This window comes from Mesobacillus jeotgali (genome assembly GCF_031759225.1).
GTDB classification, from domain to species: domain Bacteria; phylum Bacillota; class Bacilli; order Bacillales; family Cytobacillaceae; genus Mesobacillus; species Mesobacillus jeotgali_B.
On the sequence record NZ_CP134494.1, the window covers coordinates 2,129,004 to 2,154,910 of the forward strand.

The window sequence follows — 25,907 nt, forward strand, 5'->3', positions numbered from 1 at the left end:
ATTTTGTTTTCGCCAATAAAAAATTATTTTCGCCAATAAAATGAAAATATCGCTGATAAAATCACAGTTTCGCCAATAAAATTTCCGGTAACTCAAAAAGCTGTCTGCCAATTTTCGGATTGCCCCAAAAAGAGTCTATTATTATGATAAAATCAATACTAGACTACTATCGGGGGACCATTTATGAATTCAAATACATATTTTTATCAATTTTTAGAGCCAATCTCAAAGGAATTGGCATTATTGGCCAAGGAATTAGAAAATAGTATTTTTTCAAGCCCAAGAACGATGCTGACGCATTCGCGGGTTTTCATTGAAAATATATTGCAGCAGGTCACGAAAGAAGAAGGAATCATCGATGATCCACGCACTGGATTAAAAGAAAGGCTGGATTTGCTCAATGATCAAGGTTATTTGATTCCTGAGATCCGTGACGCACTGCATTTGGTGCGAAGAATGGGGAACCAGGCGGCCCATGATGCGAGGATGTTCCGCTTTTCTGAGGCGCTTTTATCATGGGAGGCCTTGTACAGCATTGTAAAATGGTATGTCGAGGTTTACGGTCCTGTGGATGTAAGTGTTCCGGAATACCAGGACCCATCTCCGCAGGCTGAAACAGTGTTTGATATGTCCGAGCTTGAGGTCAGGCTGAAAGGGTTGGAGGAGCTTTTAAAAAATCCACCAGCTCAGCAGGCTGAAATTCCAGCCAGTGCAGAGGTGGCAGCAGCTGTAGCTGCTCCAGCTGCAGAGGTTCAGGAAACTCCAGGGTTCACTCCGATCCGGAGTATCACTTACAAAGGGAAATCACTTCAGGTTCCTTATTTCTTGAGAGATGCGTTTCTTTTGCCGCAGAGATTTGATAAATCGGAAACTTTCCTGATTCGACTTGGAGCTGAACAGGAAGCGCGAATCATGAGCGAACTGCCAGGCAATCTGGAGGGGCTGCACAAAAATGTAAAAAGATATAACGAAAAGAATGATGAGCAATTTTTCGATGAGCTTGGAACTTTCATTGAAGAGGAAAAAGTACGCAGGCAGCTGATTCTGAAGCGTCAAGGAGAGCTGTTTTTCTTTTACAAAGCAAGTCATATTGTGGTAACGGAGGAGCTGAAAAAGGTTTCGCTAACGGCAGACGAATTCACAGGAATTCCGAGTTTGTTAAGGCAGTTGAATGAGGACCAGATCTATACTGTCGGTCAACTTCCTATGGAGCTTGTGATTTTGGCCAAGTATGACAATGTTGGAGTAGGGACAGTTGAAAAGTTGTTCGACCAGCTGAAGGCGAAGGTGAAGAATAAGACGGACCAGGCAGATGGCGACATTATAACGGAGCGCAAAAGCTTCAAAAAGTGGGAATCATTATATGTAAAAGTGAAGCACAAAGGAATGCTTTCAGTTATAGAGGGTCCAAGTGTTCCGGCGATCTGGAAGGAAGCGCTAAAGTGGATTGAAGATCATCACCTTCCTTTGTACGATATGGTAAAAGCCGGGATTATCCTTGGTTCTACTGATAATGGCAAGCGCTATGCCATTGCGCTTCAGCCGATTCACCCAGATCAAAGGCCATTTACGCAGCTTCATACTTATCAATCTCAGCTATCGGGAGAAGTCTACTATTTAGAGACGAAGATCAATCCGAAATCAGGGCTTGAGACACTCGGTAAGGTATTGGCGCGATTGGGTGTTGAAGTGGATATTCCTTTATTGAAGGCTGAATAGACTTGAAAAAATGCCGTGGGGAGGCCACGGCATTTTTGTGTACTTTCCCAAGCAGAGTTACTTTCTCTTTTGTGCTTTCAGCTTGTTCATTTCCAGTTCAGCTGCATATTCTTCTTGCGATTTGCCTTGTTTGAAGCTTTCTGACTGGATTTTCCTGAACTTGTTGTCATTTTGATTAGGCATGTGCACACCTCCTTTTGAACATAAGTATTTTGTTCAAAGCAGGGATGTTTATTCTTAATCTGTTTCTGAAACAATTGGACAACTTTCTCATAATTCTATATTATTTTGCTATTCCGGATATAATGAAAGCGCTTTACATGTGAAAGTATTCACAAGTATAATGAGAGTGTAAATAATACTTATTCATTTCCGGGAGGAATGGCAATGTTAGCTGACCTTATCTATGAATTCAAAAGCTGGTGGTTGGGAGATTTACCAAAGGTCGGAAATGAGGAATTTGAAAGAATTGAATCAAAGCATACAAGAGTGCATCACGACGAAGATATTTATGAAATCATCCGAGTTCATTAGATCACATAAAACCATCGGCAGTCTGATTCAACTTGAATTGGACTGCTTTTATTTTGTAGTAATTTCCGGCAGGCTGGTATATGCTTATACTTCATGCTAAGTGGTTTTTATACAGGTAAAATGGATAAAACTAATCCATGAAGGCCAAAGAATATGGAGTTGATTTTTTGAGTAAAGCTAAAGGCAAGAGCGGAACGGGCAGAGGCACGGGCAAAAAAGGCTGGAATCGCTGGCAGGCTAGTGCAAAAAAAGCCAAGAGTGCAAAGCCATACAAGAGTAAAGGTGTTAAACACGGGAATGCTTCCAAGGAAGATTCTTCTGAAAAATAGTGCATCAAGATGCGTTGATCCTGTTGTGGATTGACGCTTTTTTTATTTTGAAGCAGGTTGGGTAATATTAATATCAATAAATTAATTATACTTTTTAATAAATATTTATTGTAAAACGATAAATTACGTGGTAAATTCAAATTGAAAATAAATGAATGAGGTGCTTTTTATGAAAAAAGGGTCAACACTTTTTTTAAAGACCGCGGTTATTTTAATTGGTCTTCCTGTTTTGGCTTTGTGTATGTTTCTATTGCCCCAAATCGCTTCTGAAGCAAATGAAGCATTAGCAAGAGGTTCGGATTTGGCGATTGCGGTCTATGCCATCCTGATGGTTTTGTACGTTTCGGCTGTTCCATTTTATTTCGCCCTATATCAATCATTCAATTTGTTAACTTACATTGACAAGAACCAGGCTTTCTCTGATTTATCAGTAATAGCTTTAAAGAAAATCAAACACAGTGCAATCATCATCAGCGGGATGTATGTGGTTGCCCTCCCATTTGTTTATGCATTAGCCGAGGCAGACGATGCACCAGGACTGATTCTTATTGGAATGGGGCTGATTTTTGCTCCATCCGTGGTTGCCGTCTTTGCAGCCGTCCTGCAGCGACTTTTACAAGAAGCCATCGAGATCAAAGAAGAGAACGACTTAATAGTCTGAGGTGAATGAAATGGCAATTATAATCAATATTGATGTGATGTTGGCTAAAAGGAAAATGAGCGTAACGGAACTTTCAGACCGGGTTGGAATCACGATGGCTAACCTTTCTATTTTGAAAAATGGGAAAGCCAAAGCGATCAGGCTGTCGACCTTAGATGCAATTTGCAAAGCACTGGAATGCCAGCCTGGGGATATTCTTGAGTATACAAAGGATCAAGAATATTAATAAACTCTTAATTGTCGCAAATTTCTACTCATGGTTATCAAGCGCAAAATTTTTTGAGGGTAAGGTCAGTAAGAAGACAAATAGAATTAGAAATGGATTATCTATTAGTAAAGAAAATTAGATACTTACTTGTTCAATAAATAAAATGTACGGTATTCCAGAGCAGGAAGGATTACCGTACTTTTTTATGAATTGGACCTCACTAGATGTATTATTCCTGTATGACTGAAATCGCAAATAGTTAGCTTGAATTGCAAGGAAGAATAAGGACATGTACACATACATATGATGGGGATGAAGTCTGTATTAGGGGTGTGGGAAATGGCGAATCCAATTGTTTCCAGGTCGTTGGATGAAATACAGTTTTGGTCCAGAATCATGAAGGAACATGCTTTGTTTTTAAGCCTTGGATTTACTTATGAACAACAGCAATTGATAACTGAGGCTCAACAATTTATTACGGTCTTTGAGCGCATAGAAGAAAAGCTTGCTAGGTTTTCTTTAGACAGTGATATACGACAGATCCAAGCTTTTAACAATGAGGTTTATCAAGCGGCTGTTGCGATTTGGAGTTACAAAAGAAAGGTGTTAGGTTTAACTTTACGCTGCGAAATCCGGACAAATAATTTCCCATTATTGGTTGACCATGTTAGTAGAGAGGCTGCTTATTTTGCTAATAGGTTAAAAGAACTTAACGAAGGAAAACTTGCACCATCACCTGATAAGATCATTCAGGAAAATCTTTTCTTTTTAAAAATTATGGCTGACCATGCAAAATTTATCGGACATCTCCTAGACCCTTCCGAAAGAAAACTAGTTGATCAAGCAAATGAATTTAGCCATGATTTCGATCAGTTGGTCTTCCAGGCAGTTGATTTAGATTCGATGCGACCGCAATCCGAAACAGTTCCAATCCTGGATCAATTCTTGGATCAAAACAGAGTCTCTGTCGTTTCGTTAAGGGACTTTAAGAAAACAGCCAGAGAACTAATCGAGGCTTGCCGGATTAAGAGCAATATTCATCCACTCCTGGCAGACCATACATTTAGAGAAGCTGAAAGGTTCATAGAAATTATCGATTTGTTTGAGGCGCACCTTACACAAGCAAAGCAATAAATTAGGAATATATTGACAACAGTTCATATATCCGCTAAACTATGTAAAAATTCAAAATAAATATAGCGTTGATGAGAACAGTAGTTAAGTTCGGATTTTAACAGAGAGCTCCTGGATGCTGAAAGGGAGTATATTCGGCTTAATGAAGAAAGCCTCGGAGCTTCTTGCCAATCTGATTGTAAATCAGGGATCGCAAGACGGGTTCTTCCGATATAAAGATAGGGTATGCACGTACCCGAAGAGGTTGGTTTGGCGACGAATCAACAAACTGAGGTGGTACCGCGAAGTCAAACTCTCGTCCTCAAGATTCATTTCTTGGGGGTGAGAGTTTTTTTATTGTATAAAATTCGAGGAACAGTGAGGGAAATAAGATGACAAATCCTATATTACTAGATATTCCATCCCAGTTAGAAACTGAAAGATTATTACTTCGCGCACCACATCGTACAGGTGACGGAAATATTGTTAACCAGGCAATAAGGGCTTCTTTTAATGAGTTAAAAGCTTGGCTTCCATTTGCGCAGAAGCTCCCTGCCGTTGAGGAAACTGAGATTAACTTGAGAAATGCCTATATCAACTTTTTAAAGAGGGAGAGCTTTCGTTTCCTCATTTTTCATAGAAAAACGAATGTTTTCATTGGGACTATCAGCCTTCAAGGGATACACTGGGGTATTCCTAAAGGTGAAATTGGATATTGGATCAATTCGAAGTTTGGCGGAAACGGTTATATGACGGAAGCCGTAAAGGCGGTAACTGATTTTGGGCTAGAACAACTTGAATTCAAGAGAGTCGAAATTAGATGTGAATCTACTAATCTGAAAAGCCGTGCGATTTCAGAAAAACTTGGTTATGAATTAGAGGGTATCTTACGGAAGGAGGATTTATCAGCTGACGGCAGCAGGGTGACTGATACTTGCATTTATTCAATCATTTCCTGATGTTACTGGTTTAATAATTCAGGAAGGATTATTTTACTTTGCTATGGAATTTCTTTATTACTAGAAACATGTGGGGAGTTAAAATCATAAGATGAGTGGAGTGTACTTTAGAAATATTGACCATACTAACGAATTCACCGTGAAAAATATAAAAGTAAAACCTGGTCAGGAAAGTTTTATTGAAACTGTTGATGAATGTTTAAGAGAAGCTAATATTTGTCCGGAATGGCGCCCTGTTGCTATTTATAATGATGAGGATGTTATTGGATTTGCTATGTACGGCTCTTTTGGTCTAAACAAAGATACTTGGATTGATAGAATCGTCATTGATGAGAAATACCAGGGCAATGGTTTTGGCAAAACAGCCATGGTTAAACTTATTGATAAAGTTTCAAAAGAGTATGGTGTCAAAGTTATCTATTTAAGCATCATCGAGGAAAATAAGATAGCTCACAGACTATACAAGAGCTTGGGGTTTGAATGCACCAATGAAAGAGATCCAAATGGAGAACTCATATTTAAATATGTAATTGACTGAAAATTGAAACCTATTCCCGTCACAATCGTAAAGGTTTATATAAAATACGGTAAGGAGTGTTGGGAATATGGGATGAGGATTGGCCAGGAACACAGATTTTAGTGGTCACCAGATCGAAATAGCTGTAATCTTCACCTTGTTCATAGTGGTTGCAATTTGGGTGTATTATGATTCAGACAAATATTTCATTGGGTTCAGGAGACATATTTTTTGGGTATTAACAATCTTCACTGGTCCAATTGGGCTTATAATTTATCTCATGCAGCGGAAAAAAGAAGAATTAATTTGATTAGGTTGGTTATTTGTCCAAATACAATTCGTGCCTATGTTACTGAGAAGGCTTTATTAGACAGAGGAAGCCATTTATGAAGGAAAGCGTCCGATAGAAGGGTCCTATCGACCAAACGGAGGCCGTGACAGAAGGAAAGTGTCTGATAGAAAGGCTCTATCGGCCAAAACGTAGATGCGACGGAAGAAAAGTGTCGGATAGCAATAAAGTACATCACCATGTAAAAATTATAGCAGCCCTACCAGAAACTTAACCTCTGGCAGGGCTTTTTGTAGTTTTCAAAAGTATTTACAATGATCCTCATGAGTGTTAATATTCAACTGATTAGTTGAATAGTTTTTCTGGAGGTGTTAATTATCGAAAATCGTGAATTTAAAGATTTCATATATGGAGAGTTCGCCCGGATTGGAAAGGCAATATCCAGTCCAAAAAGGATTGAACTTCTTGACCTGCTGACTCAAGGTCCCAAAACGGTTGAAGCTTTGGCTGCTGACACGAAAATGAGCATAGCCAATACCTCAAAGCATCTACAGACCTTGCTGGAATCTAAACTCGTGACTTACTCAAAGGATAAAAATTATGTGATTTATCGTTTGGCCAGTGAACAAGTATTGATGTTGGTATTAGCGTTAAGAGGAACGGCAGAGGAGCGGAATTCAGATGTAAAGCTTGTAAGGAAAGATCATATTCTGAAGGAAAACTCACTTAGTCCAATCACATTTGATGAGTTAGGTGAAAAGTTAAAAAGCGGTGCTGTCACTTTACTGGATGTGAGACCGTTTGAAGAATATAAGCATGGTCATTTGCCTTACGCTTTATCAATGCCGATTTCCGAATTAAAATTCCAACTAGATTCTTTACCAAAAGATAAAGAGATTGTGGCATACTGCCGGGGACCATATTGTGTGTATGCTACGGAAGCAGTAGAGTTTCTTAAATCAAAAGGATATAGAGCTACATTGCTGGATGCAGGAATTAATGAATGGAAACAAATACAACATTAAAGCTTTTACACATTTAGCTGCTTCACTAGCGGTTATATAGAAAACAGCAATTTTAAAAGCCTGAAAACTTGTTCGGGTTAATTTTTGGAGGTGATTTGAAATAGTGCCTAAAATTGGAATCAAGGAAAATATCGTGCAATTCGCCCTTTTGGTCCTGACGAATCTGTTCGTCGGTTCAATGGTCGGGATTGAGCGTACCGTTCTCCCGCTGCTGGGAGAAGAACAATTCGGACTGGCATCTGCAAGTGCTGCGCTATCGTTTATTATCAGTTTTGGGTTTTCCAAAGCGATTGTAAACTACTTCGCAGGTCAAATTGCAGATCGGTTTGGGCGTAAGAAAGTGTTATTGCTAGGCTGGTTCTTCGGCCTTTTCGTGCCAATCCTTATTATCTTCGCACATGCCTGGTGGGTCATAATCATTGCGAACATCTTGCTCGGGATTAATCAGGGACTGGCATGGTCAATGACGGTGAATATGAAAATCGACCTTTCGAAACCGACCCAGCGTGGTACTGCAGTAGGTTTGAATGAGTTTGCCGGTTATTCAGGTGTAGCGATTATGGCTGCTGTTTCAGGATATATTGCCTCATCTTATTCGTTAAGGCCAGAGCCATTCTATATTGGGGTTGGAATTGTAGTGATCGGGATTTTGCTATCGTTGATTGTCAAGGATACAGCAGAGCACCTGAAGCTCCAGATTAAGAATAGTGGAAACGCTACTTCGGGGATTACTAAATCGGCAAAAGAAGTTTTTGCATTGACAACCTGGAAAAACAAGAGTTTATCAACCATTAGTTTTGCAGGCTTATCAACGAACCTAAAGGATGGCATGGCTTGGGGACTTTTTCCGATTTATTTCACTGCCGCAGGATTATCCGTTGGCCAAATCGGTACAATAGTTGCAGTTTATCCTGCTGCCTGGGGTATTTTCCAATTGTTCACTGGAACATTAAGCGATAAGATTGGCAGAAAAGTCTTAATCACATATGGCATGTGGACACAAGCTGCGGCACTATGGTTCATACTTGCTGCAGATAAATATTCACAATGGATTGTAGGTGCTCTTTTGTTAGGCCTTGGCACGGCGATGGTCTATCCAACCTTGCAAGCCGCAATCAGTGATGTTGCCGACCCGGACTGGAGAGCTTCCTCAATGGGAGTATACCGCTTCTGGCGTGACAGCGGCTATGCGTTCGGTGCATTGATGGCAGGAATTATCGCCGACCTTCTAGGTGTGAACTGGGCAATCGGCTTAGTCGCATTCCTTCCATTTTTAGCAGGAATACTTTCGAAAGTTCGTATGAAGGAAACGATAAAAAGTTGATAGGATTGGTGCATCTCCTAATGTGTGATGTACCAATTCTATTGTAGAAATCCCTGAGTTATGATGGGAATACAATGAGTCGAAAAATTGGATCTAAATCTATTTTGACATAGGTACTGACGAAAATTTAATAGGTACAAGTCAGCAGAAACTAAATCGGTCGTAAATCTCAAACTTTACTGGCCCTTAATCGCCACTAAATATTGAAACTACATTGTGTTGGTGATTTCGTGCACTTGTTATAAAAAAGGAAGTGGATTCCACAAAACAATGCTATTGTTTTTTTATATTGAGCTATAAGTAAAGAATTGAGTATAATTAAAATACTGTTTGAAGTATAAAAGGCAATTCCACTGAAAGATGGAAACGCAACACTAAAGGGACTATGCCCGGACAAGGCTACTTAAGGTGATTACTATACCAGGGTTGATGGAAGTAACCAGATAATTGATTGGTCTCTTTTCATAAAAAGGAGAAGACATTTTGGGGAAAATAGCATCATTGGAGGACTTTAAAAGGACCGTTTATCTTAGTATGATCATTCCCAGCTTGCTGGCTATGATTTCTTACATGCTTTTCGTATACAATCAACCAGGTCATGGGAAATATTTAATGCTTACAGGAGTTCTGACTTTCTGGTTTACAATCAGTTTAATACTGTTATATCAAAAAAGGCTCCTGCGTATTGTGGAGTACGGAACATTAATAATCATTTCTTCTATGCATATAGGAACCGTATACGATGGCTTTTATAATTATATTGCCATTGACAAAGCTGGTGCTTTCGGAGTAACGATCATGTGGGTACCTGCTGTGATTCTCAGCTTTTTCCTTATTCTCGGAGCAAGACGAGGGCTTTTCTTCTCCCTATCAGTTTTTTTTGTCATCTTTTTGATGGGCATATTGAATTTCTCAGAGATGTCCGAGGATTATCTGATATCTGTGATTCAGTTCTATGTGGCCTATCTTTTTTACATTCTGATTATCTATTTTTCGCAGTTTTTAATTAAACTTTTTTCAGACTTCCAAGATATGAAAGAGAATGCTTATACTGATGCATTGACAGGAATCGGCAATCGACCTCAAATTGACATTTGGCTGGAAGAAAAGATTTCTGAGACGACTGACGTTCCCGTATCTGTTTTATTTTTTGATATCGATCATTTTAAGACTGTTAATGATACATACGGACATAAAGTTGGGGATACCGTCCTCAAGGAATTAGCCGGTGTTGTTAATGAATATCTGACTGTAAACGAACAATTTGGTCGCTGGGGAGGGGAAGAGTTTATGATCATTTCCTCTCAATCTGGGAAAAATGCATTGGAGTTGGCTGATGAACTGCGCTTGAAAATCAAAGAATATCATTTTAAGACAGCTGGTAGTTTGACTGTAAGTTTTGGAGTGACTGAGTATAAAGCGGGTGAATCAGTCGATTCATTTGTCAGCCGGGCGGACAGAGGGCTGTATCAATCAAAGGATGAAGGACGAAATAGAGTTACTATTGTTTAGTCTCTTTTAGGTCTGAACTACAAATATAAATATAGAAGAAAGGGATGCCAATCGTACAGATTCGGTATCCTTTTTTGGTTTTCTATTTATAACATTTTACATCCAATTATTACAAAAGGATTTTACCACAATTTTCATTTTTTAGTTGACGATAGATAGTAATATTAAGCTAACATTAGTAGTGGGGTGTAAAAATGCTATCAAATATGGGGGCACCAGCTTTTGTTTTAGTTTTTAATATAGTTTTTTTGATTGTATGTGTATTTATTATGTATGTAGTCATTACAAAAGCAGTAAAGAAAGGGATTAACCAATCAGTTGTTGGCAAATTTATCGAAAAGAATTATGGTGTCAAGGGCAGTAAAAGTGATTTAGATAATGACAAGTGATATATTTTTTACTATCCGGCGTTAACCCAGAAGGATAATCGCCATTTTTGTTTTTTAATTGCGAATGGCCTGTATAGCTAAAAAAGTAGATTCATTTTATTCAAATTAATGAAATTATTCTTAGACCGATTTATTACAATAAAGTGATATGTTAATTCCTTTTGCAGGAATCTAAACACAGGCATTGAATTTTATAGAGTATAGTTTTATAACTGATGAAATTGGAGTGTGTTTTGTGGAAAAAGGGATGATTATTGTTTTAAACGGTGTATCAAGTTCAGGAAAATCAACTTTAGCGAAAGAAATAACCAAGTTGCTTCCTGACTTTTTTGCTTTCAGCGTGGATGATTATGATTTAGTCATTGAAAAGATGGAAGATAGGGAACACGAGCGGTTAATACCCATCGAAACAGAATATTTTTATTATAAAAATGTGGCAATGTTCTCAGATCGAGGGGTTAATTTGATACTAGACCAAATCCTTCATGACCCCATTACCTTACAAAATTTTTATGAAACGCTAAAATCTTGTCCAATACTTCTTGTGGGAGTTCATTGTCCTGTCGAAGAACTCAAGAAAAGAGAAGTGTTAAGAGGAGACCGCCGGATTGGGCAAGCAATTTCTCAGCTCAGTTTTGTACATAAGCAAGAAATTTATGATATAGAAGTTAATACTTACGCCAACTCAATGATGGAATGTGCAAAAGAAATTGTGGATTGTTTAAAAAGTGATACACCATTAATAGGATTTGAAAAATCACTAGAGCAATTCGAGTCTTTAAGGAGTAGTATAAAGTGACCTTGGAATTACCGATCAATGAATTGTTTGACTTTTATGGAAATTAAAGGTAGAGTTATAGTGAATTTAATAGGAAGACCACTAGGGGAGCCATTTTGTGGCTGAGACGGGAATGATTCCGGACCCTTTGAACCTGATCTAGTTCATACTAGCGTAGGAAAGTGGAGTCTGTGCTGGGTAAATATCAATTATTCTGCCGCTCCATTTTTGGGGCGGTTTTTTCGTTGAATCGCTTCATTTAATGTCTTCCTAAAATAACTATAGGGGGAAAAATTTATGAGTTTTTCAGCAGAATTGAGAAGAGAAGCAGCACCTATTTTTAATGCCATTTTTGAGCATCCTTTCGTAAAAGGGATTGCCAATGGAGATCTTAAGTCCGAGCAGTTGGTCCATTATGTTAAGCAGGATTTTGAATATTTGAGTTCTTTTATCCAGATCTATGGAATGGCCATTTCAAAATGTGAGACACGTGAAGATATGGAGATGTTCAATAAGCAGATATCCTTTATTTTGCACAGCGAAGTACACCCTCATAATAACTTTTGCCAAGTTGCAGGCGTTTCTTATGACGAGTTACAGGGATATCCTTTAGCGCCAACTGCACATCAGTATATCCGGCATATGAAGAGCGTGGCCCATGAAGGTACATCAGGAGAGATTATTGCTGTCCTATTGCCTTGCCCATGGACCTATTGGGAGATAGGGAAAAAATTATTAAATGAAGAAAAGCCGGACAGTCTGCATCCATTTTATGAGTGGATTCATTTTTACGGTGACCGCACAGATACAATTACTGAAAAATTCTGCGCTCGCCTGGATAAATTGGCAGAAGGAGCCTCTGAAAAAGAAAGAAAAAAGATGAGAGAACATTTCCTCCTTAGCTGTCAGCTTGAATATATGTTCTGGGATATGGCTTATAAACTGGAAGAATGGCCTGTCCCAATGGAAGTAGTGACGAAAGGATAATAAGCTATTTAGAACGTGCCTAAAATAGGTGCGTTTTTTCTTTTCACATAATTTAACTAGTAATAATATGAACAGCTTGTGGTTGGGAAATGGAAACTTTGTATTTGTGTAATCGGGCTTATCTTTCAAGGCAGATTGGCAAACTTTTGTAAGAATATTTAAATAATACTTAGAAATTTTGAGAAATTATGGTAATATTTATCAATGAAGAAATAGTTTAGGGGGATAAAATGGAAAAGGTTATTGAAGTTAAAGGAATTTCGCGGTCTTATAAATTGAAAACGGGTTTGAAAAATGCTTTGGATGATGTTTCTTTCGATGTGTATAAGGGAGAGGTATTTGGTTTATTGGGACCAAATGGCGCTGGCAAAACGACTACTATTAAAATTCTAACGACTTTATTGCTGCCTACTGCTGGGAATGCAAAGGTTCTTGGTTATGATGTAGTTTCTGAGAGTCATATGATCCGCAATAGAATCAACTTTGTTTACGGCGGCGAAAGAGGCGTTTATGGAAGACTTACCGCAAAAGAGTATATGCACTATTTTTGCACGCTTTATAAGATTAAAAATAAAGAACAAGCTGGGTTGATCAAGGACCTGCTAAGTCTAGTTAAATTAGAGGATGCTGAGGATCAAAAAATACATACTTACTCCAAGGGGATGGTCCAACGGTTACATATCGCTAGATGCTTAATCAATGACCCAGAGCTATTATTTCTTGATGAACCGACAATCGGCCTGGACCCAATTGGGGCAAAATTATTGAGAGATATTGTAAGAGACTTATCAAGCAAAGGGATTACCATCATCTTAACAACTCATTATATGCAGGAGGCCGATGAACTTTGTGATCGAATTGCTTTTATCAAAGGTGGGAAATTGAGCCTGATTGGTGATCCCGATTTCATAAAGCAGAGTTGTAATCATCTTAATCTTTACGAAGCTACGATGAGTATTTATGATATCGAAAAGCTAAAAGAAGACCACTACTTCAATAAGCTGGAAATCGAAGTTATTAAAGAGCCCTATTATAGCTTGTTTTTTGAAGCGAATGAAAATGATCTTGAAAAGGTATCAGCCTACTTAAGGCAGTATGGTGATATTTTAAAAATAAGTAAAAGAGACATATCGCTTGAAGATGCCTATATCTATCATATGAAAGATGTAGGGTGAGAAAATATGTTTCTGTTAATAAGAGAAATCAAATATTTTACTAACTTTAATAATAAAATGTATCAATTTCTGCTATTTTTCCAGCCCCTTATGTTTTTGTCGATTGTTTACTTTTTAAAGCAAGTAAGGGGAGATATTAATTCAGATCGATTTGTTTTAGCCTCCGCACTGATCAGCATGTGGAGCTATGTGTTGTACTCATCAGGGTCCGCATTGATTTCACAGAAGTGGAATGACACTCTTAAACTGTTAATCGCTGCGCCGGCTTCCTTGTTTGCGGTCATTTTGACAAAAGCATTAAGTAATTCTGTTATTGCCCTGATCTCCATGGTGTTAAGTTTTATTTACGCACGGTTTTTATTTCAATTTAATATCGGGATTGCACACTATGGTTACTTCTTACTTTCAATACTTGTTTTAATGTTTTCTTTAAGTGTTGTTGGACTCATTTTAGCTATAGTGTTTGTTGCTTCTCAAAATGTTTTCGATTTCCAGAACCTGATCCTTACACCAATGATCTTGCTTTGCGGAGTATTCATTCCTGTTGAGCAATTTCCTGTTTTACTAAAATACATAGCTTACCTAATACCGATGACCTGGGGGATTAAGTCGGTACAGGAGACGTTGGTGTTATCCGAATCTATGTTTTCTTCAATGGCAATTTCAATTGCCGTCAGCTTAATCTATTTAATATTGGCTTATTTCATTGTGAAAAAAATCGAGGTAGTGTTGCGTAAAACCGGAAGTCTGGGGGCGATCTGATGTTTTTAATCAATAAGTATGGTTTTACCAACCTATCGTATAAAGCAATCTATTCTTTTCAAACGATTCGATTATTTATCTTATTTCGTATCGTAGACCCTTTCATGCATTATATCTTTTTTGCTACATTAGCTAGCTCATTAGTTGGATCGGATTATTTAAAATATGTTGTCATCGGCAACATTGCTTATTACACTTGCCAGACCATCATGATTAACTATATGAATATGTTCAGGATGGAACGAAGATATGGGACATTGGAATTGAATATTGCTTCGCCCACTCCGACATTGTTAATCATCCTGCGGAAGGGAATTGTACCGTTGCTGGATGGATTATTTGTATTCATGGTTGGCCTGATGATAGGGTGGTTTTTATTTGATATCAAAATGCCGGCCGGTAATTTGGATACCCTGCTAATGCTTATCCTCATTACGATGTTTTCCGTGATAAGTTTCTCATTGCTTTTTGCCTCAGTAAGCCTTTTATTTTCAAATGTTAACTTATTCCTGAATATATCTTTGGCATTTTTCCAGGTTTTTTGCGGAGTAAACTTTTCGGTCACATTATTACCGGAACCCCTGGAATTGCTAGCGCGAATGCTCCCGCTGACCCATAGCATCGAAGCACTCCGATCGATCTATAGCCTGGAGAATTATGATGTGTATCAGCTGTTAGGAAAAGAAATCATGATCGGTGCCTGTTACTTAATTGTCTCCGTCTTTTTAGTTTCTGTAATGGAAAAGTTAGCACGGAAGAATGGGGCGTTATTGAAGAATATATAACTATGTGCGATTTATGTTTAGCTTTTTTTAACAGAAAAGTTGCAATTCCCCAGGTAAGGTTTTAAAAAATACGAAAGTCAAAGGGAGGAGGTCGAATTATGTCATTTCCTACGCATATAGTTTCCGCAGGCGGGTTTGTTAAAGATTCAAAAGGAAATATCCTATTAGTAAAAACCCGTGACGGTGGTTGGGTTTACCCGGGAGGACAAGTTGAGGCTGGAGAAAACCTGTTGGATGCATTAATCCGTGAAATCAAGGAAGAGAGTGGAATTAATGTTGAGGTAAGCCATTTGGTAGGTGTGTATTCGAATACGGGAACTTTCAAATGGTACGATGGCGTGACGGATGTGCCTACCCAAGTGATTTTTGATTTTGTGTGTAAACCTGTCGGTGGCGAGTTATCTGTTTCTGAAGAAACAACGGATAGCAGCTGGGTAGCGCAGGACCGTGTTCTTGACTTTATCACACATCCAGCCATTCGTAGCCGCTATCAAGCCTATTTGGATTTTAATGGCAGGGTAAAATACATGGAATATGTCAATTACCCCACCTTTACCATCAAACATCAGGCCGGGATAACGTAGTAAAGGGTTCTCCATTATCACCGAAAGATTTTATTTAGGAAGGTTAAAAGGCTTTTTTGTTGAATGTAATATTAACAAATGCTTTTAAGGAATCAGCAGGTTAAATTAATAATTTGGGGGTAATAATTCGTTGATAAGAAACTATCTGATAGTATGTTCTATCTTAGTTACTATTTTAATAGGTTCTGGTTGCTCTAAGTCAAATGACAATAAAGCAACTATATCAATTAATTCCGATTCAGAACATGTGAAAACTTTCGACGATTTAAATTTAGGGATTTTATTTGATTTTGACTTCACCTTGCCGAACGCAGATCAAAGGTGGGTGAATCTTTGGGTAGAACGGTACAATGATGGAACAAAAGAATCTCAACACCTAACGCAATTATCCTATGGAAACAGTCCAAATAAAGTTGACGAAGGGTCGATGGGGTTTGGAATGATCAACCCCGACTCTGATGACACCATGGTATTTCTTTATGGTCCAGATGTAAGGACTCAACCTCAGATTATTGAAAAAGAATCCACCGAAAGTCGTCTTAGTACTTGGGACTATGCTATTGGTAAGGGAAAAGTAAAGTTAAACTTGGGTGAGACAAAAATCCTGGCGGTATACAGGGAAACAGAAAATGGTTCACTTCATTCGGTTGATTTACAAAATGAGGAAAATGTGAAAGAAATAATTGAACAAGATGATACAGTGTTGGTGTTAAAGATAAAGATTGAAGAAAAGGATTTAGGAAACCAAGTGTTGTAATCAAGAGGTGCTTTTATCGATGGAGGATAAAGGCACTTTTTGTTTTGAATTTTAAAAATGTAAAAATAAATTCTATTCAAATTTACTAATATATTAAAAAAAGGGGTTTTATAAGTGGTAATACCTGAAGTTGTCGATAGAGTCCTAAAAGATTATATTAACTTATTAAATGAACACCTACCTGGCACCATTGATGGGTTATATTTACATGGATCCATTGCTTTGGATGCCTACGTTGAGGGTTCGAGTGACATTGACTTTATTACGTTAACAAACCGCCGGTTAACAGTGCGGGATACAGAAACTTTGTCTCTAATTCATAGAACAATTGAAAACAAACATAATAAGCCGGAAATGGATGGAGTATATGCTCTTCGTGAGGATATGGGGAAATTATCCAAAAGCATTGGTGCTCGCATAGAATATCCGTACTATAACAATGGCGAACTGGCATTCGGTAATTACTTTAATTTTAATCCGATAACCTGGTGGGTTTTAAGGGAGAAAGGAATAAAGATTTTAGGAGCAGAAATAGAGGGATTCGAGCTAGATATCCAGCCTCACGTACTCACCTCTTATGTACTTGAAAACATGAAATTCTACTGGACAAATAGAGTTCAAATGGCAGAAGCCACTTTTGAACAGTTGCTCCAACTGCCGACCGAACAAATCGATATTGAAATAGAATGGACCGTTCTCGGCTTACTCCGTCAATTTTACACGATTAATGAAAAAGATATAGTTTCCAAGCTGGATGCTGGTGAATATGGACTTACTCAGCTTCCAGTAGAATGGCACAACATTATCAAAGAAGCTATGAATATACGTAAAGGTGAAAAGGGAAAGATTTTTAACTCAGAGAGGGATCGATTGGATCACGCTATGAGATTCTCCAAATATCTCATTAATCACTGTAATGAATAGTAGACATCAGTAACCTAAAAGGATAAAAGGTAAATGCGGTAGGAAAATTTTCATGCAAAAAAATCAGTCCAATTGTTAGGACTGATTTTTAAAAAGTATAAATGCACCGAAATAATAGCTTAAATCCCAGACTGCCTTTCATAATTCCTTAAGAGCATTCCATTTGCTTTTATCATGCCGAGCTTTTCGTAATAGGGGACGAGGTCATCGTCACAACACAAGTCTATCATATAAATTTCAGCAAGTTTTGTCATCATTCGATGGACAAGTTCCTTGCCGATTCCTCTATTTTTGAACTCAGGCAGCACTTCAAGGAAGGGGATATAGGCTGATAATACTCCATCACTGATTGCTGTGATGAACCCAACAACTCGATCAGTATCTTTATCGAACGCTAAAACCACTTTGCTGCTGTTCTTCAATAATTTTAAATGAGTCTCTGGATTAGGTGGTGTTGGCCAACCATCAAAAAAGCCTACCAGCATTTCAGGTGTAATACCCTCAAGCGAATTTTTATATAACATGAATAATCAACTCCCAAATATTTTTTTAGGCAGTCGATCTAAATCAAAAGTAAAGTAACAAATCAGTGACCCTCCAGACATAATTCTATATTATTATGATTCAATTTTTTGTAGGGAAATCCTCCTGAAAATATGAGAATTATTTCTCGGGAAAGCGCAAGATTTGACTTTATTTTCAGACTTTGTCGCATTTTTGGTTTTTGTGGCAGATGGCATTTTCTAGAATGTTTGATCCTGGAGTTCCGGCAAATTTGATTTAGGCAGATTCATGTTCAGACAGCTTTTCTTGGATTCGGATGAAAGTTGTCAAAAGTCGCTCTAAGTTCGGACAGCTATTCCATGATTGCCATCAAAGCTGTCCGAAGTAGTCTCGAGTTCGGACAGCTTTTCCATGATTGCCATCAAAGCTGTCCGAAGTAGCCACGAGTTCGGACAATTTTTCCATGATTGCCATCAAAGCTGTCCGAAGTAGCCACGAGTTCGGACAACTTTTCTATAATTGCAGTCAAAGCTGTCCGAAGTAGCTACGAGTTCGGACAACTTTTCCATGAATGCCATCAAAGCTGTCCGAAGTAGCCACGAGTTCGGACAACTTTTCCATGATTGCAGTCAAAGCTGTCTGAAGTAGCCACGAGTTCGGACAACTTTTCCATGATTGCAGTCAAAGCTGTCCGAAGTAGCCACGAGTTCGGACAACTTTTCAATGATTGCAGTCAAAGCTGTCCGAAGTAGCCACAAGTTCGGACAACTTTTCCATAATTCCCATCAAAGCTGTCTGAAGTAGCCACGAGTTCGGACAGCTTTTCCATGATTGCCCTCAAAGCTGTCCGAAGTAGCCTCGAGTTCGGACAGCTTTTCCATGATTCCCATCAAACCTTTCCGAATGAGCCTCGAGTTCAGACAGTTATTCCTAGATTCCCATCAAAGTTGTCAGAAGTCACCCCAAGTTCGGACAGCTTATCAATGTTTTCACCGATAGCTGTCTGAAGCAGGACCGGAGTCGACCGACTTTCCTTTATACCCTTTTACGTATGATAATATTTATCCCAGAATCGCAACTTTTGTCGTAAGTGTTCTTTGGTTTTGACTGGACATTTTGCCCTACTTCTGTTTAAGTTTTCAGTATAGATAGAAATTTCAAAAAGAATAGGGGTTGGGAAAGTGATCACTTTTAAAAAGCCTGATGTAAAGAATTTTTATCGTACCTTCAATATTCAATCTTTTACCGTGAGTCCGGACGAGAAGCAATTGGTTTTCAGTACCAATTTAACAGGGAAATATAACTTGTGGGCGATGGATTTGCCGAATCAATATCCTTATCCGCTGACATTCATTGACCAGACGTGCCAGGCCTTGCGCTATTCGCATGATGGAAGCTTTATGGTGGTTGGTTTCGATCATGATGGGGATGAAAATGGCCAGTTATATGCGCTTCCTCCTGCTGGCGGGGAGATGGTGCCGCTGCGCACGGCAGAAGGACACCGTCATATGCTTCCGTTTTTATCTAAGGACGACCAACGCCTTTACTATACTTCAACCAAGGGCAATGAGACCTATCTGAATATTTACCGTTATGATATCGCATCGGGTGAGGAGAGTATAGTTGTTGAGGGAGAGGGCGCAGCTTGCTTTTTAGTGGCTGTTGACGAAGAGGAGAATAATTTTGCCTACTTAAAACAATATGCCAATACATACGCGCCTGGATTCATTTTTCAGGACGGGAAATCATACTCGCTTACTCCGGAGACCGATGAGCAATTCACTGTCGGTGAGGGAGAGTTTGTAGGTGATGAGTACTACTTTGCCACCACATTTGGTGAGGATTTTGATTATCTGGCAAAGTTCAATCTTAATACCCATGAGTTCACGAAAGTTCTCTCGATTGAAAAAGAAGAGTTCGGGCCTATCCGATACGATAAGAGCACGAACACTCTTTATTTTGTTACATCAAAAGGCGTGAAAGATTATTTATATCAATATGATTTGGCTGATGGAACTTATAAAAACAGTAATCTTCCAGCTTCGATTATCCAGGGTGGATCAGTCGCTAAAAGTGGTAATGTATATATTCTCGCGGGATCAGCGACAAAACCGAATAACATTTACATGAAGGAAGCGGGCAGGAATGAATGGAAGCAGCTGACGAACCTGGCTGTTCCAGGAGTCAAGGAAGAGGAGCTTGTTGATCCTGAAGTTCTGACATACTCATCCTATGATGGCATGATGATGGAAGCTTTATTTTTCAAGGCGAAGGAAGAAGTGAGCAATGGCCATGTCATCCTTTGGCCTCATGGTGGCCCGCAGGCAGCAGAACGTAAATTCTTCCGTGCGATGTTCCAGTTCCTTGTGAACAGAGGCTACAGCATTTTCGCGCCGAATTTCCGAGGATCAACGGGTTACGGACTGGCGTTCACTAAGATGGTTGAGGGTAACTGGGGTGAAGGACCACGCCTTGATAATATTGCTGGTCTTGAGTACCTTTACGAAAACGGATTGGCTGACAGGGATAAAACATTATTGATGGGCGGAAGCTTTGGCGGATATATGGCATTGCTGCTACACGGGCGTCATCCGGAATATTTCAAGGCTGTCGTTGATATTTTCGGACCATCGAATCTATTCTCATTCATTGAATCCGTCCCTGAGCATTGGAAACCAATCATGAATCAGTGGGTTGGCGACCCGGTCAAGGACTTCGATAAGCTGACAGAGTATTCACCGATCACTTACCTGGATACAATGACCAAACCGATGCTGATCATCCAGGGAGCTAACGACCCGCGCGTCGTTAAGCAGGAATCAGACCAGATCGTCAAAGCCCTGCAGGAAAAAGGCCGCGACGTAAAATACCTTGTACTTGAAGACGAAGGTCATGGATTCTCGAAAAAGGAAAACGAGATTCTTGTTAACACCACGATCCTTGAGTTTTTTGATCAGTTTGTTGAGGCGAAGGTTTTAGCGGATTAATGTAATTATTAAGATTTTCATACTTATTACCGGGTTCATTTTCTATACAAAACTTAATTAGCAGTCCAATTCTAATTGAATTGGACTGCTTCTGGTTTTGATTATGGTTACTAATCATATTAATGCTCACAAGCTCCTTAATTCGGTTAAACAGCTAATAATTGCTCAAGTTGATTTTTATAAGAATTAGTTATTTCATGAAAATTTTTATCTGCTAAATCTGGAAAGGGTGTTAAAAGGATCATGAATAATATCGATAGAAAAAATCGTTTAGGTGACGAACCTTTTAATTTTCGGGTTACAAAAGATCATACAGTCTTTGTGGATTATTATGGTAGACTGGTAAAAACTTTAAAAGGTACAGAAGCAGAGAAATTTCTAAAGAGAATCAATGCTGCTGAAAATACAACAGAACAACAATTAATAATGGCGAAGATTACTGGAAACTTCAAAAGGGGTAACGAACAATAAAATGGAGGAAGCCCTTAATTAGGGGGTTTAGTTTCAAGATAGTTTTAAAAGTAAGAATGTGTCTTGATAAATGGTTGTCCTATTTCTGAAGAAGAAAAGAATTATGCTTTGGAACTTGAATTAGAAGCGTTAGAGGGACTTTCTAAACAAGCACAAATAGATGTTTTTGACTTCGTACGGCAATCAGTTTGTAAGTTTCTTCTTAGGCAGGGCACAAGAGCTCCAGACCATGATTAAATCTAACGGCCAGGTTGATTTGTAATGATAAAAAAGGTCAACCCAAACTTTGCAAAATAATAAGATATTAGAACATTTCAAGAGGAGGTATGTATGGGCTTCTTCAAAACTATTAAAGAATTTATAGATAGTCATTATAAAACACCAAGAGGAATTATAGGCGCATATATTGGCGAAAAAATGGTAAGGCAGCACAAGACTGAAAACAATTGGTCAATAGAACTAATGAATATTCAACAAGGGGACAGGATTTTAGAGTTGGGGTGTGGTGCAGGATATGCAATTAAATTAATTTTTGAAAACCATTTAGCTGAAGAAATAGTCGGTTTGGACATTTCTTCAACCATTATTCGATCAGCAAGAATTAGAAACAAGAAGGCAATAAATGAAAAGAGAGTAAAACTAGTACAAGCAAATTTCAATAAGTTGCCCTTTCCTAATGAAGCTTTCAATACAGTCTTCAGTATCCAAACTATTTATTTTTGGACTGATATAACTACGACATTATCAGAAATCTTTAGGGTTTTAGAGCCAAAAGGAGTTATCATCCTTACTTTTTCTGACTGCAAAGAAAACGAAACTTGGGAAAGTATAAGAAGTATTACTGAAAATCAAGTAATTCCGTCTATGAAGAAAGCAGGATTTAGAGACGTTACGTTTGTCAGAGGTCCAGATTCAAGAGGATATCATACCGTTGCAGTTAGGGGAAAGAGGCCTGCACTAGGTTCTTAATTTGTGATGATGAAGTAATAAACGCTGGATGGGCCGAATAAGTCATATTGAACATGGTTTTGTTGTATTCTCAGAACAAAAAGAATGAAACATTCCAATGAGAATATTTTTTCGTTATGGCCACCGGTCGAAAATGAAGGTTATTTTAGGCGCACGAATAGCTTTTTTAAAAATTGATTGAGGATTCTTTGTTTATCGTCACCAACTCTATTTTGAATATGGAAGGGACACTTGGGTTTGGTATTTACCTTTTAGAACCTTAGTTAGAGATTCTCTTCTCTTTAAACTTTGAAAGATTACACTAAACAGCGAGGGGATCGGTTGTATGCAAGGTGTTACCAAAATGTTTTTAGAACAACTCGACATGCATTGCCATGAGAATGAGTGGTTTGCATCCTTGGATCAGGCGCTTCATGGAGTCAGCGCGGCTGAGGCAGCATGGTCAAGTTCAGGAATCAGCAATTCGATTTGGCAGATTGTCAACCACTTAATATTTTGGAATGAAGATGTAATCCATCGACTTAAGGGCACAGAGAATCCGCAAAAGGCAGAACACAATGAAGAAACCTTTGGAAATCCGGGGGATCCAGAAGACGAAATTGGGTGGGCCCAGACAGTTCAGCGACTTAATGAAGTGATGAATAAATTAAAAACGGTCATTTCGGTTCTTGACGATGAAAAGTTAAAAGCTCCGTATGCAGATAACAGCTACTCTATGAAACGTTTACTCAGCAATATCATGATGCACGATACGTATCATCTAGGCCAAATTGTTTTGTTGCGAAAGTTGCAATCCTCTTGGGGTGGTGTTGATTGGTCCTAAAGGTGAAAAGCCTTCTATGAGTTTATCAACTTCATTGGATTTCCACGCAGTTGACAATAACAAACAAATCCCTCCCATTTAATTGGATATTAAGAGGAGTTATTGCCTGTTTTATAGAAATTAAGACTCAAGCTATTCAAAAGTATAGAAAAATTTATTCCTAATCTATTAACGGAAAAATAACTAGATAGGTAAGGAGATTTAGTAATGACCTACTGGGAAACGAAAACCATTAACACCCCACGCGGAAACTTTGAGGTCTTTGTAAAAGGAGAGGGCAATCCGATTTGCGTTACTCATCATTATTCAGAGTTTAATCATACAGGTGATTACTTTGCAGATACTTTTACAGAAAATAATATGGTCTACCTTGTGAATTTAAAACAAGCTGGAAATTCAAGTAAGGCAAATGAGGCTCACGAGTTGAGTATGTTTGATGCTGTATACGATCTTGAAGCAATCCGAAAGGCCCTGGGTTATTCCAAATGGAGCTTTGCTGGACACTCGACAGGAGGTATGATAGGAGTCATTTACGGTATACATTTTTCAAAGTCACTTACTTCACTAATAATGGTCGGGGCAGCTGCAAGGAAATATGCTAATTCATCCTCTGAATGTATCTATCATCCTGACCACCCACACTTTGACCGAATGCAGCAACTTATTGAGACCTTAAAACGCTCTGATTTATCACCTAGTGAAAGGGAGTGTTTCTCAAAAGAGAGAACTAAGCTGTCTCTATTTCATCCGGATAAGTATGATGAATACTTTTCTTTAGGCATACATAAAAAGATGTCTGCTCCAAGAATGAATTTTTTTATTAGGGAAGAAATGATCTTTGATGTAACCCGTGAGTTAGAAAAAATCTCAACTAATACTTTAATTTTGAGTGGCCGTTACGATGTACAATGCCCGCTTTCTTTCTCAGTAGAAATGAATGAGTTAATACCAAAGTCACAACTAATTATTTTTAATGAAAGCAATCATTACCCTTTCCTTGAAGAAAAGATGTTGTTTAGACAAGTCATCTCAACTTACTTAAAAGAAACGGTTCCTTATTGAACTATAGAAGCAGCATTCCTGTAATGAAGGAAAATGGTGTTTGAACAAAAAAATAACCTCTTGGTAGAATGAGAGAGTCCTGACGCTGGCCAGCAAAAAGGACAGATATCTCAAATACCAGGAGGCTTTAAAATGAATTATAACCAGAATAAGAAGATTGCTCAAATAACTTCTCAGACTCTTATTATAGGAGTCGATATTGCCAAATTCAAGCATGTGGCACGGGCTCAAGATTTTAGGGGAATAGAGTTTGGATCTCCATGTCAATTTGAAAATACTAAAGAAGGAATTGAGCATTTTCTTAAATGGATTTCGGAAATTAAAAAAGAACAGCGTATGGAAAAAGTGATGGTTGGCATGGAGCCGACAGGCCATTATTGGTTTAACTTGGCCCATATTTTAAAAGATAACGGGATTAAATTTGTCGCTGTAAACCCCTTGCACGTCAAGAAAAGCAAGGAGTTGGATGATAACTCACCTACGAAGAATGATGTGAAAGATGCCAAGGTCATAGCTCAGCTGGTCAAGGACGGAAGATACGCAGAACCTACGATACCGCAAGGTGTTTATGCAGAACTCCGGGTGGCAAAGAAAATTCGCGATCTTTTAACTGAAGACCTACAAACGGTCCAAGGACAGGTACACAACTGGATTGACCGGTATTTTCCGGAATTCCTCAAGGTATTTAAGAAATGGGAAGGTAAGGCTGCTTTACAATTCTTAAAGCTCTATGCCTTGCCACATGAAATAGCTGTATTCACCGAAGAAGAACTACTCGTTCATTTGAGAAAATCCGTATCACGGAGTGTTGGATTAAACAAGATTCGCGAGTTAAAACAGGCAGCCAGTAAGTCCATCGGACTTCGACAAGGTGCTGAAATGGCCAGGCTTGAGCTAAAAACCATTCTGGCTAAGTATGAATTAATCCAGTTACAATTCGGAGAATTGGATGCAAGACTTGACGGTCTGCTTAATGATATTCCAGGTGTACAACAAATGTTAGCGATAAAAGGTGTGGGCAGGGATACAATTGCCGGCTTCTTCGCTGAAGTAGGAGATTTAGGCGAATATAATCATCCCAGGCAAATTATCAAGCTGGCCGGTTTAAGCTTGAAAGAAAATACATCGGGTAAGCACAAAGGAAAAACGACCATTACAAAAAGGGGCCGTAAGAAGCTAAGGGCCCTGTTATTCAGGGTTTGTATGATTCTTGTCGCCAAAAATACGGCATTTAAGGCGTTACATGCGTACTATACTCAACGTCCGGATAATCCATTAAAGAAGATGCAGTCCCTGATCGCTTTGTGTAATAAACTAATCCGGATCCTCTTTAGTATTGGTAAAAAGCAATTTGAGTTTAATGAAGAAAAGATGTTAAAGGACATCCCTCATTTGGCACTAGCCCAGAAGACGGAAATGGCAGCGTAACTCTGTTTTAGTTTAGATGAATAGTAGTTCTGGTTTTATAGATTTTGGAGACATTTGAAGCACGGATTAGTCGGCAAAGCAACTAAATTACGGGCTAAGACCCTGTGGGGCAGCATGGCTGACATCCACCTCATGGAAAGGTTGGACGAAGGAATTTGAGAGCGAAGACTCTGTGAGGCATGGGAGGGTTGACCTCCATGAGTAAATGTGGACATCCACCAGTGCGGTTATATTTTTACTCATCCACCATTTTCTGTAAGGAACTGGTTAGTGGGTTGTAGCTCTTTTTTCTTACTCTGTCCAAAAAAATCCTTTCAAGTGAAGATCCTCCA

General features: G+C 38.7%; 28 protein-coding genes, 1 riboswitch and 1 other annotated feature. Of the genes, 26 read left to right on the plus strand and 2 right to left on the minus strand.

What is annotated here, in order from left to right:
* The first annotated feature begins 183 nt into the window (after window positions 1-183).
* Complete coding sequence (locus RH061_RS10615) at window positions 184-1,719, plus strand: DUF4145 domain-containing protein (protein WP_311075930.1); 1,536 nt, start codon at window positions 184-186, stop codon at window positions 1,717-1,719.
* A gap of 57 nt (window positions 1,720-1,776) precedes the next feature.
* Here the strand turns inward: RH061_RS10615 and RH061_RS10620 are convergent, their stop codons facing one another.
* On the minus strand, window positions 1,777-1,902 hold the full coding sequence (locus RH061_RS10620) for a hypothetical protein (RefSeq protein ID WP_023614463.1): 126 nt from the start codon (window positions 1,900-1,902) through the stop codon (window positions 1,777-1,779).
* Between the two features lie 204 nt (window positions 1,903-2,106).
* On the opposite strand from RH061_RS10620, the gene RH061_RS10625 reads away from it, so the two are divergent.
* The 19 genes from RH061_RS10625 (at window position 2,107) to RH061_RS10715 (ending at window position 17,331) form a co-directional block, all read left to right on the plus strand.
* Window positions 2,107-2,253, plus strand: a complete 147-nt coding sequence (locus RH061_RS10625) for a hypothetical protein (RefSeq protein WP_167830623.1) — start codon at window positions 2,107-2,109, stop codon at window positions 2,251-2,253.
* A gap of 167 nt (window positions 2,254-2,420) precedes the next feature.
* Window positions 2,421-2,582, plus strand: coding sequence for a DUF3934 family protein (locus RH061_RS10630; protein ID WP_311075937.1), 162 nt, complete (start codon window positions 2,421-2,423; stop codon window positions 2,580-2,582).
* Between the two features lie 169 nt (window positions 2,583-2,751).
* On the plus strand, window positions 2,752-3,243 hold the full coding sequence (locus RH061_RS10635; protein WP_311075939.1) for a DUF2975 domain-containing protein: 492 nt from the start codon (window positions 2,752-2,754) through the stop codon (window positions 3,241-3,243).
* Window positions 3,244-3,253: 10 nt separating this feature from the next.
* Window positions 3,254-3,469, plus strand: coding sequence for a helix-turn-helix domain-containing protein (locus tag RH061_RS10640; RefSeq protein WP_311075940.1), 216 nt, complete (start codon window positions 3,254-3,256; stop codon window positions 3,467-3,469).
* A gap of 321 nt (window positions 3,470-3,790) precedes the next feature.
* Window positions 3,791-4,585: a DUF2935 domain-containing protein gene (locus tag RH061_RS10645; protein WP_311075941.1), complete on the plus strand. Its 795-nt coding sequence runs from the start codon at window positions 3,791-3,793 to the stop codon at window positions 4,583-4,585.
* A 59-nt stretch (window positions 4,586-4,644) separates the two neighbouring features.
* Window positions 4,645-4,891, plus strand: a binding site (T-box leader).
* Window positions 4,892-4,956: 65 nt separating this feature from the next.
* Window positions 4,957-5,523 (plus strand): GNAT family N-acetyltransferase, encoded by a 567-nt coding sequence (locus tag RH061_RS10650; RefSeq protein WP_311075943.1) that lies wholly within the window; start codon window positions 4,957-4,959, stop codon window positions 5,521-5,523.
* A gap of 91 nt (window positions 5,524-5,614) precedes the next feature.
* Window positions 5,615-6,061 carry a GNAT family N-acetyltransferase gene (locus RH061_RS10655; RefSeq protein ID WP_311075945.1) on the plus strand — a complete coding sequence of 149 codons (447 nt, stop codon included), beginning with the start codon at window positions 5,615-5,617 and terminating at the stop codon, window positions 6,059-6,061.
* Between the two features lie 636 nt (window positions 6,062-6,697).
* Window positions 6,698-7,354, plus strand: coding sequence for an ArsR/SmtB family transcription factor (locus RH061_RS10660; protein WP_311075947.1), 657 nt, complete (start codon window positions 6,698-6,700; stop codon window positions 7,352-7,354).
* A gap of 100 nt (window positions 7,355-7,454) precedes the next feature.
* Window positions 7,455-8,678 carry an MFS transporter gene (locus RH061_RS10665; RefSeq protein WP_311076365.1) on the plus strand — a complete coding sequence of 408 codons (1,224 nt, stop codon included), beginning with the start codon at window positions 7,455-7,457 and terminating at the stop codon, window positions 8,676-8,678.
* Between the two features lie 483 nt (window positions 8,679-9,161).
* Window positions 9,162-10,190 carry a GGDEF domain-containing protein gene (locus tag RH061_RS10670; protein WP_311075949.1) on the plus strand — a complete coding sequence of 343 codons (1,029 nt, stop codon included), beginning with the start codon at window positions 9,162-9,164 and terminating at the stop codon, window positions 10,188-10,190.
* A 194-nt stretch (window positions 10,191-10,384) separates the two neighbouring features.
* Window positions 10,385-10,579 (plus strand): hypothetical protein, encoded by a 195-nt coding sequence (locus tag RH061_RS10675; RefSeq protein ID WP_311075951.1) that lies wholly within the window; start codon window positions 10,385-10,387, stop codon window positions 10,577-10,579.
* Between the two features lie 235 nt (window positions 10,580-10,814).
* Window positions 10,815-11,378, plus strand: coding sequence for a chloramphenicol phosphotransferase CPT family protein (locus tag RH061_RS10680; protein ID WP_311075954.1), 564 nt, complete (start codon window positions 10,815-10,817; stop codon window positions 11,376-11,378).
* A gap of 73 nt (window positions 11,379-11,451) precedes the next feature.
* Window positions 11,452-11,555, plus strand: a riboswitch (TPP riboswitch).
* 99 nt (window positions 11,556-11,654) lie between these two features.
* Complete coding sequence (gene tenA / locus RH061_RS10685) at window positions 11,655-12,344, plus strand: thiaminase II (RefSeq protein WP_311075956.1); 690 nt, start codon at window positions 11,655-11,657, stop codon at window positions 12,342-12,344.
* 230 nt (window positions 12,345-12,574) lie between these two features.
* Complete coding sequence (locus RH061_RS10690) at window positions 12,575-13,519, plus strand: ABC transporter ATP-binding protein (protein WP_311075958.1); 945 nt, start codon at window positions 12,575-12,577, stop codon at window positions 13,517-13,519.
* A gap of 6 nt (window positions 13,520-13,525) precedes the next feature.
* Window positions 13,526-14,281, plus strand: coding sequence for an ABC transporter permease (locus tag RH061_RS10695; RefSeq protein ID WP_311075960.1), 756 nt, complete (start codon window positions 13,526-13,528; stop codon window positions 14,279-14,281).
* Complete coding sequence (locus tag RH061_RS10700; protein WP_311075962.1) at window positions 14,281-15,066, plus strand: ABC transporter permease; 786 nt, start codon at window positions 14,281-14,283, stop codon at window positions 15,064-15,066. Before RH061_RS10695 ends, RH061_RS10700 begins: the two co-directional genes overlap by 1 nt.
* A gap of 98 nt (window positions 15,067-15,164) precedes the next feature.
* On the plus strand, window positions 15,165-15,650 hold the full coding sequence (locus RH061_RS10705; protein WP_311075964.1) for an NUDIX hydrolase: 486 nt from the start codon (window positions 15,165-15,167) through the stop codon (window positions 15,648-15,650).
* 130 nt (window positions 15,651-15,780) lie between these two features.
* Window positions 15,781-16,407, plus strand: coding sequence for a hypothetical protein (locus tag RH061_RS10710; RefSeq protein WP_311075966.1), 627 nt, complete (start codon window positions 15,781-15,783; stop codon window positions 16,405-16,407).
* A gap of 114 nt (window positions 16,408-16,521) precedes the next feature.
* Window positions 16,522-17,331, plus strand: a complete 810-nt coding sequence (locus tag RH061_RS10715; protein ID WP_311075968.1) for an aminoglycoside adenylyltransferase domain-containing protein — start codon at window positions 16,522-16,524, stop codon at window positions 17,329-17,331.
* 119 nt (window positions 17,332-17,450) lie between these two features.
* Here the strand turns inward: RH061_RS10715 and RH061_RS10720 are convergent, their stop codons facing one another.
* Window positions 17,451-17,855: a GNAT family N-acetyltransferase gene (locus tag RH061_RS10720; RefSeq protein WP_311075970.1), complete on the minus strand. Its 405-nt coding sequence runs from the start codon at window positions 17,853-17,855 to the stop codon at window positions 17,451-17,453.
* A 1,161-nt stretch (window positions 17,856-19,016) separates the two neighbouring features.
* On the opposite strand from RH061_RS10720, the gene RH061_RS10725 reads away from it, so the two are divergent.
* The 6 genes from RH061_RS10725 to RH061_RS10750 all read left to right on the plus strand — a co-directional run bounded on the left by RH061_RS10725 (window position 19,017) and on the right by RH061_RS10750 (window position 25,575).
* Complete coding sequence (locus RH061_RS10725; RefSeq protein ID WP_311075972.1) at window positions 19,017-20,822, plus strand: S9 family peptidase; 1,806 nt, start codon at window positions 19,017-19,019, stop codon at window positions 20,820-20,822.
* Window positions 20,823-21,065: 243 nt separating this feature from the next.
* Window positions 21,066-21,293: a hypothetical protein gene (locus RH061_RS10730; protein WP_311075975.1), complete on the plus strand. Its 228-nt coding sequence runs from the start codon at window positions 21,066-21,068 to the stop codon at window positions 21,291-21,293.
* Between the two features lie 330 nt (window positions 21,294-21,623).
* The gene (locus RH061_RS10735) at window positions 21,624-22,262 is read left to right on the plus strand and encodes a class I SAM-dependent methyltransferase (RefSeq protein WP_311075977.1); all 639 of its coding nucleotides are present in this window, start codon (window positions 21,624-21,626) and stop codon (window positions 22,260-22,262) included.
* Window positions 22,263-22,605: 343 nt separating this feature from the next.
* On the plus strand, window positions 22,606-23,085 hold the full coding sequence (locus RH061_RS10740; RefSeq protein ID WP_311075978.1) for a DinB family protein: 480 nt from the start codon (window positions 22,606-22,608) through the stop codon (window positions 23,083-23,085).
* A 207-nt stretch (window positions 23,086-23,292) separates the two neighbouring features.
* Window positions 23,293-24,147, plus strand: coding sequence for an alpha/beta fold hydrolase (locus RH061_RS10745; protein WP_311075980.1), 855 nt, complete (start codon window positions 23,293-23,295; stop codon window positions 24,145-24,147).
* Between the two features lie 132 nt (window positions 24,148-24,279).
* Window positions 24,280-25,575, plus strand: coding sequence for an IS110 family RNA-guided transposase (locus RH061_RS10750; RefSeq protein WP_192473839.1), 1,296 nt, complete (start codon window positions 24,280-24,282; stop codon window positions 25,573-25,575).
* Window positions 25,576-25,907: the final 332 nt, after the last annotated feature.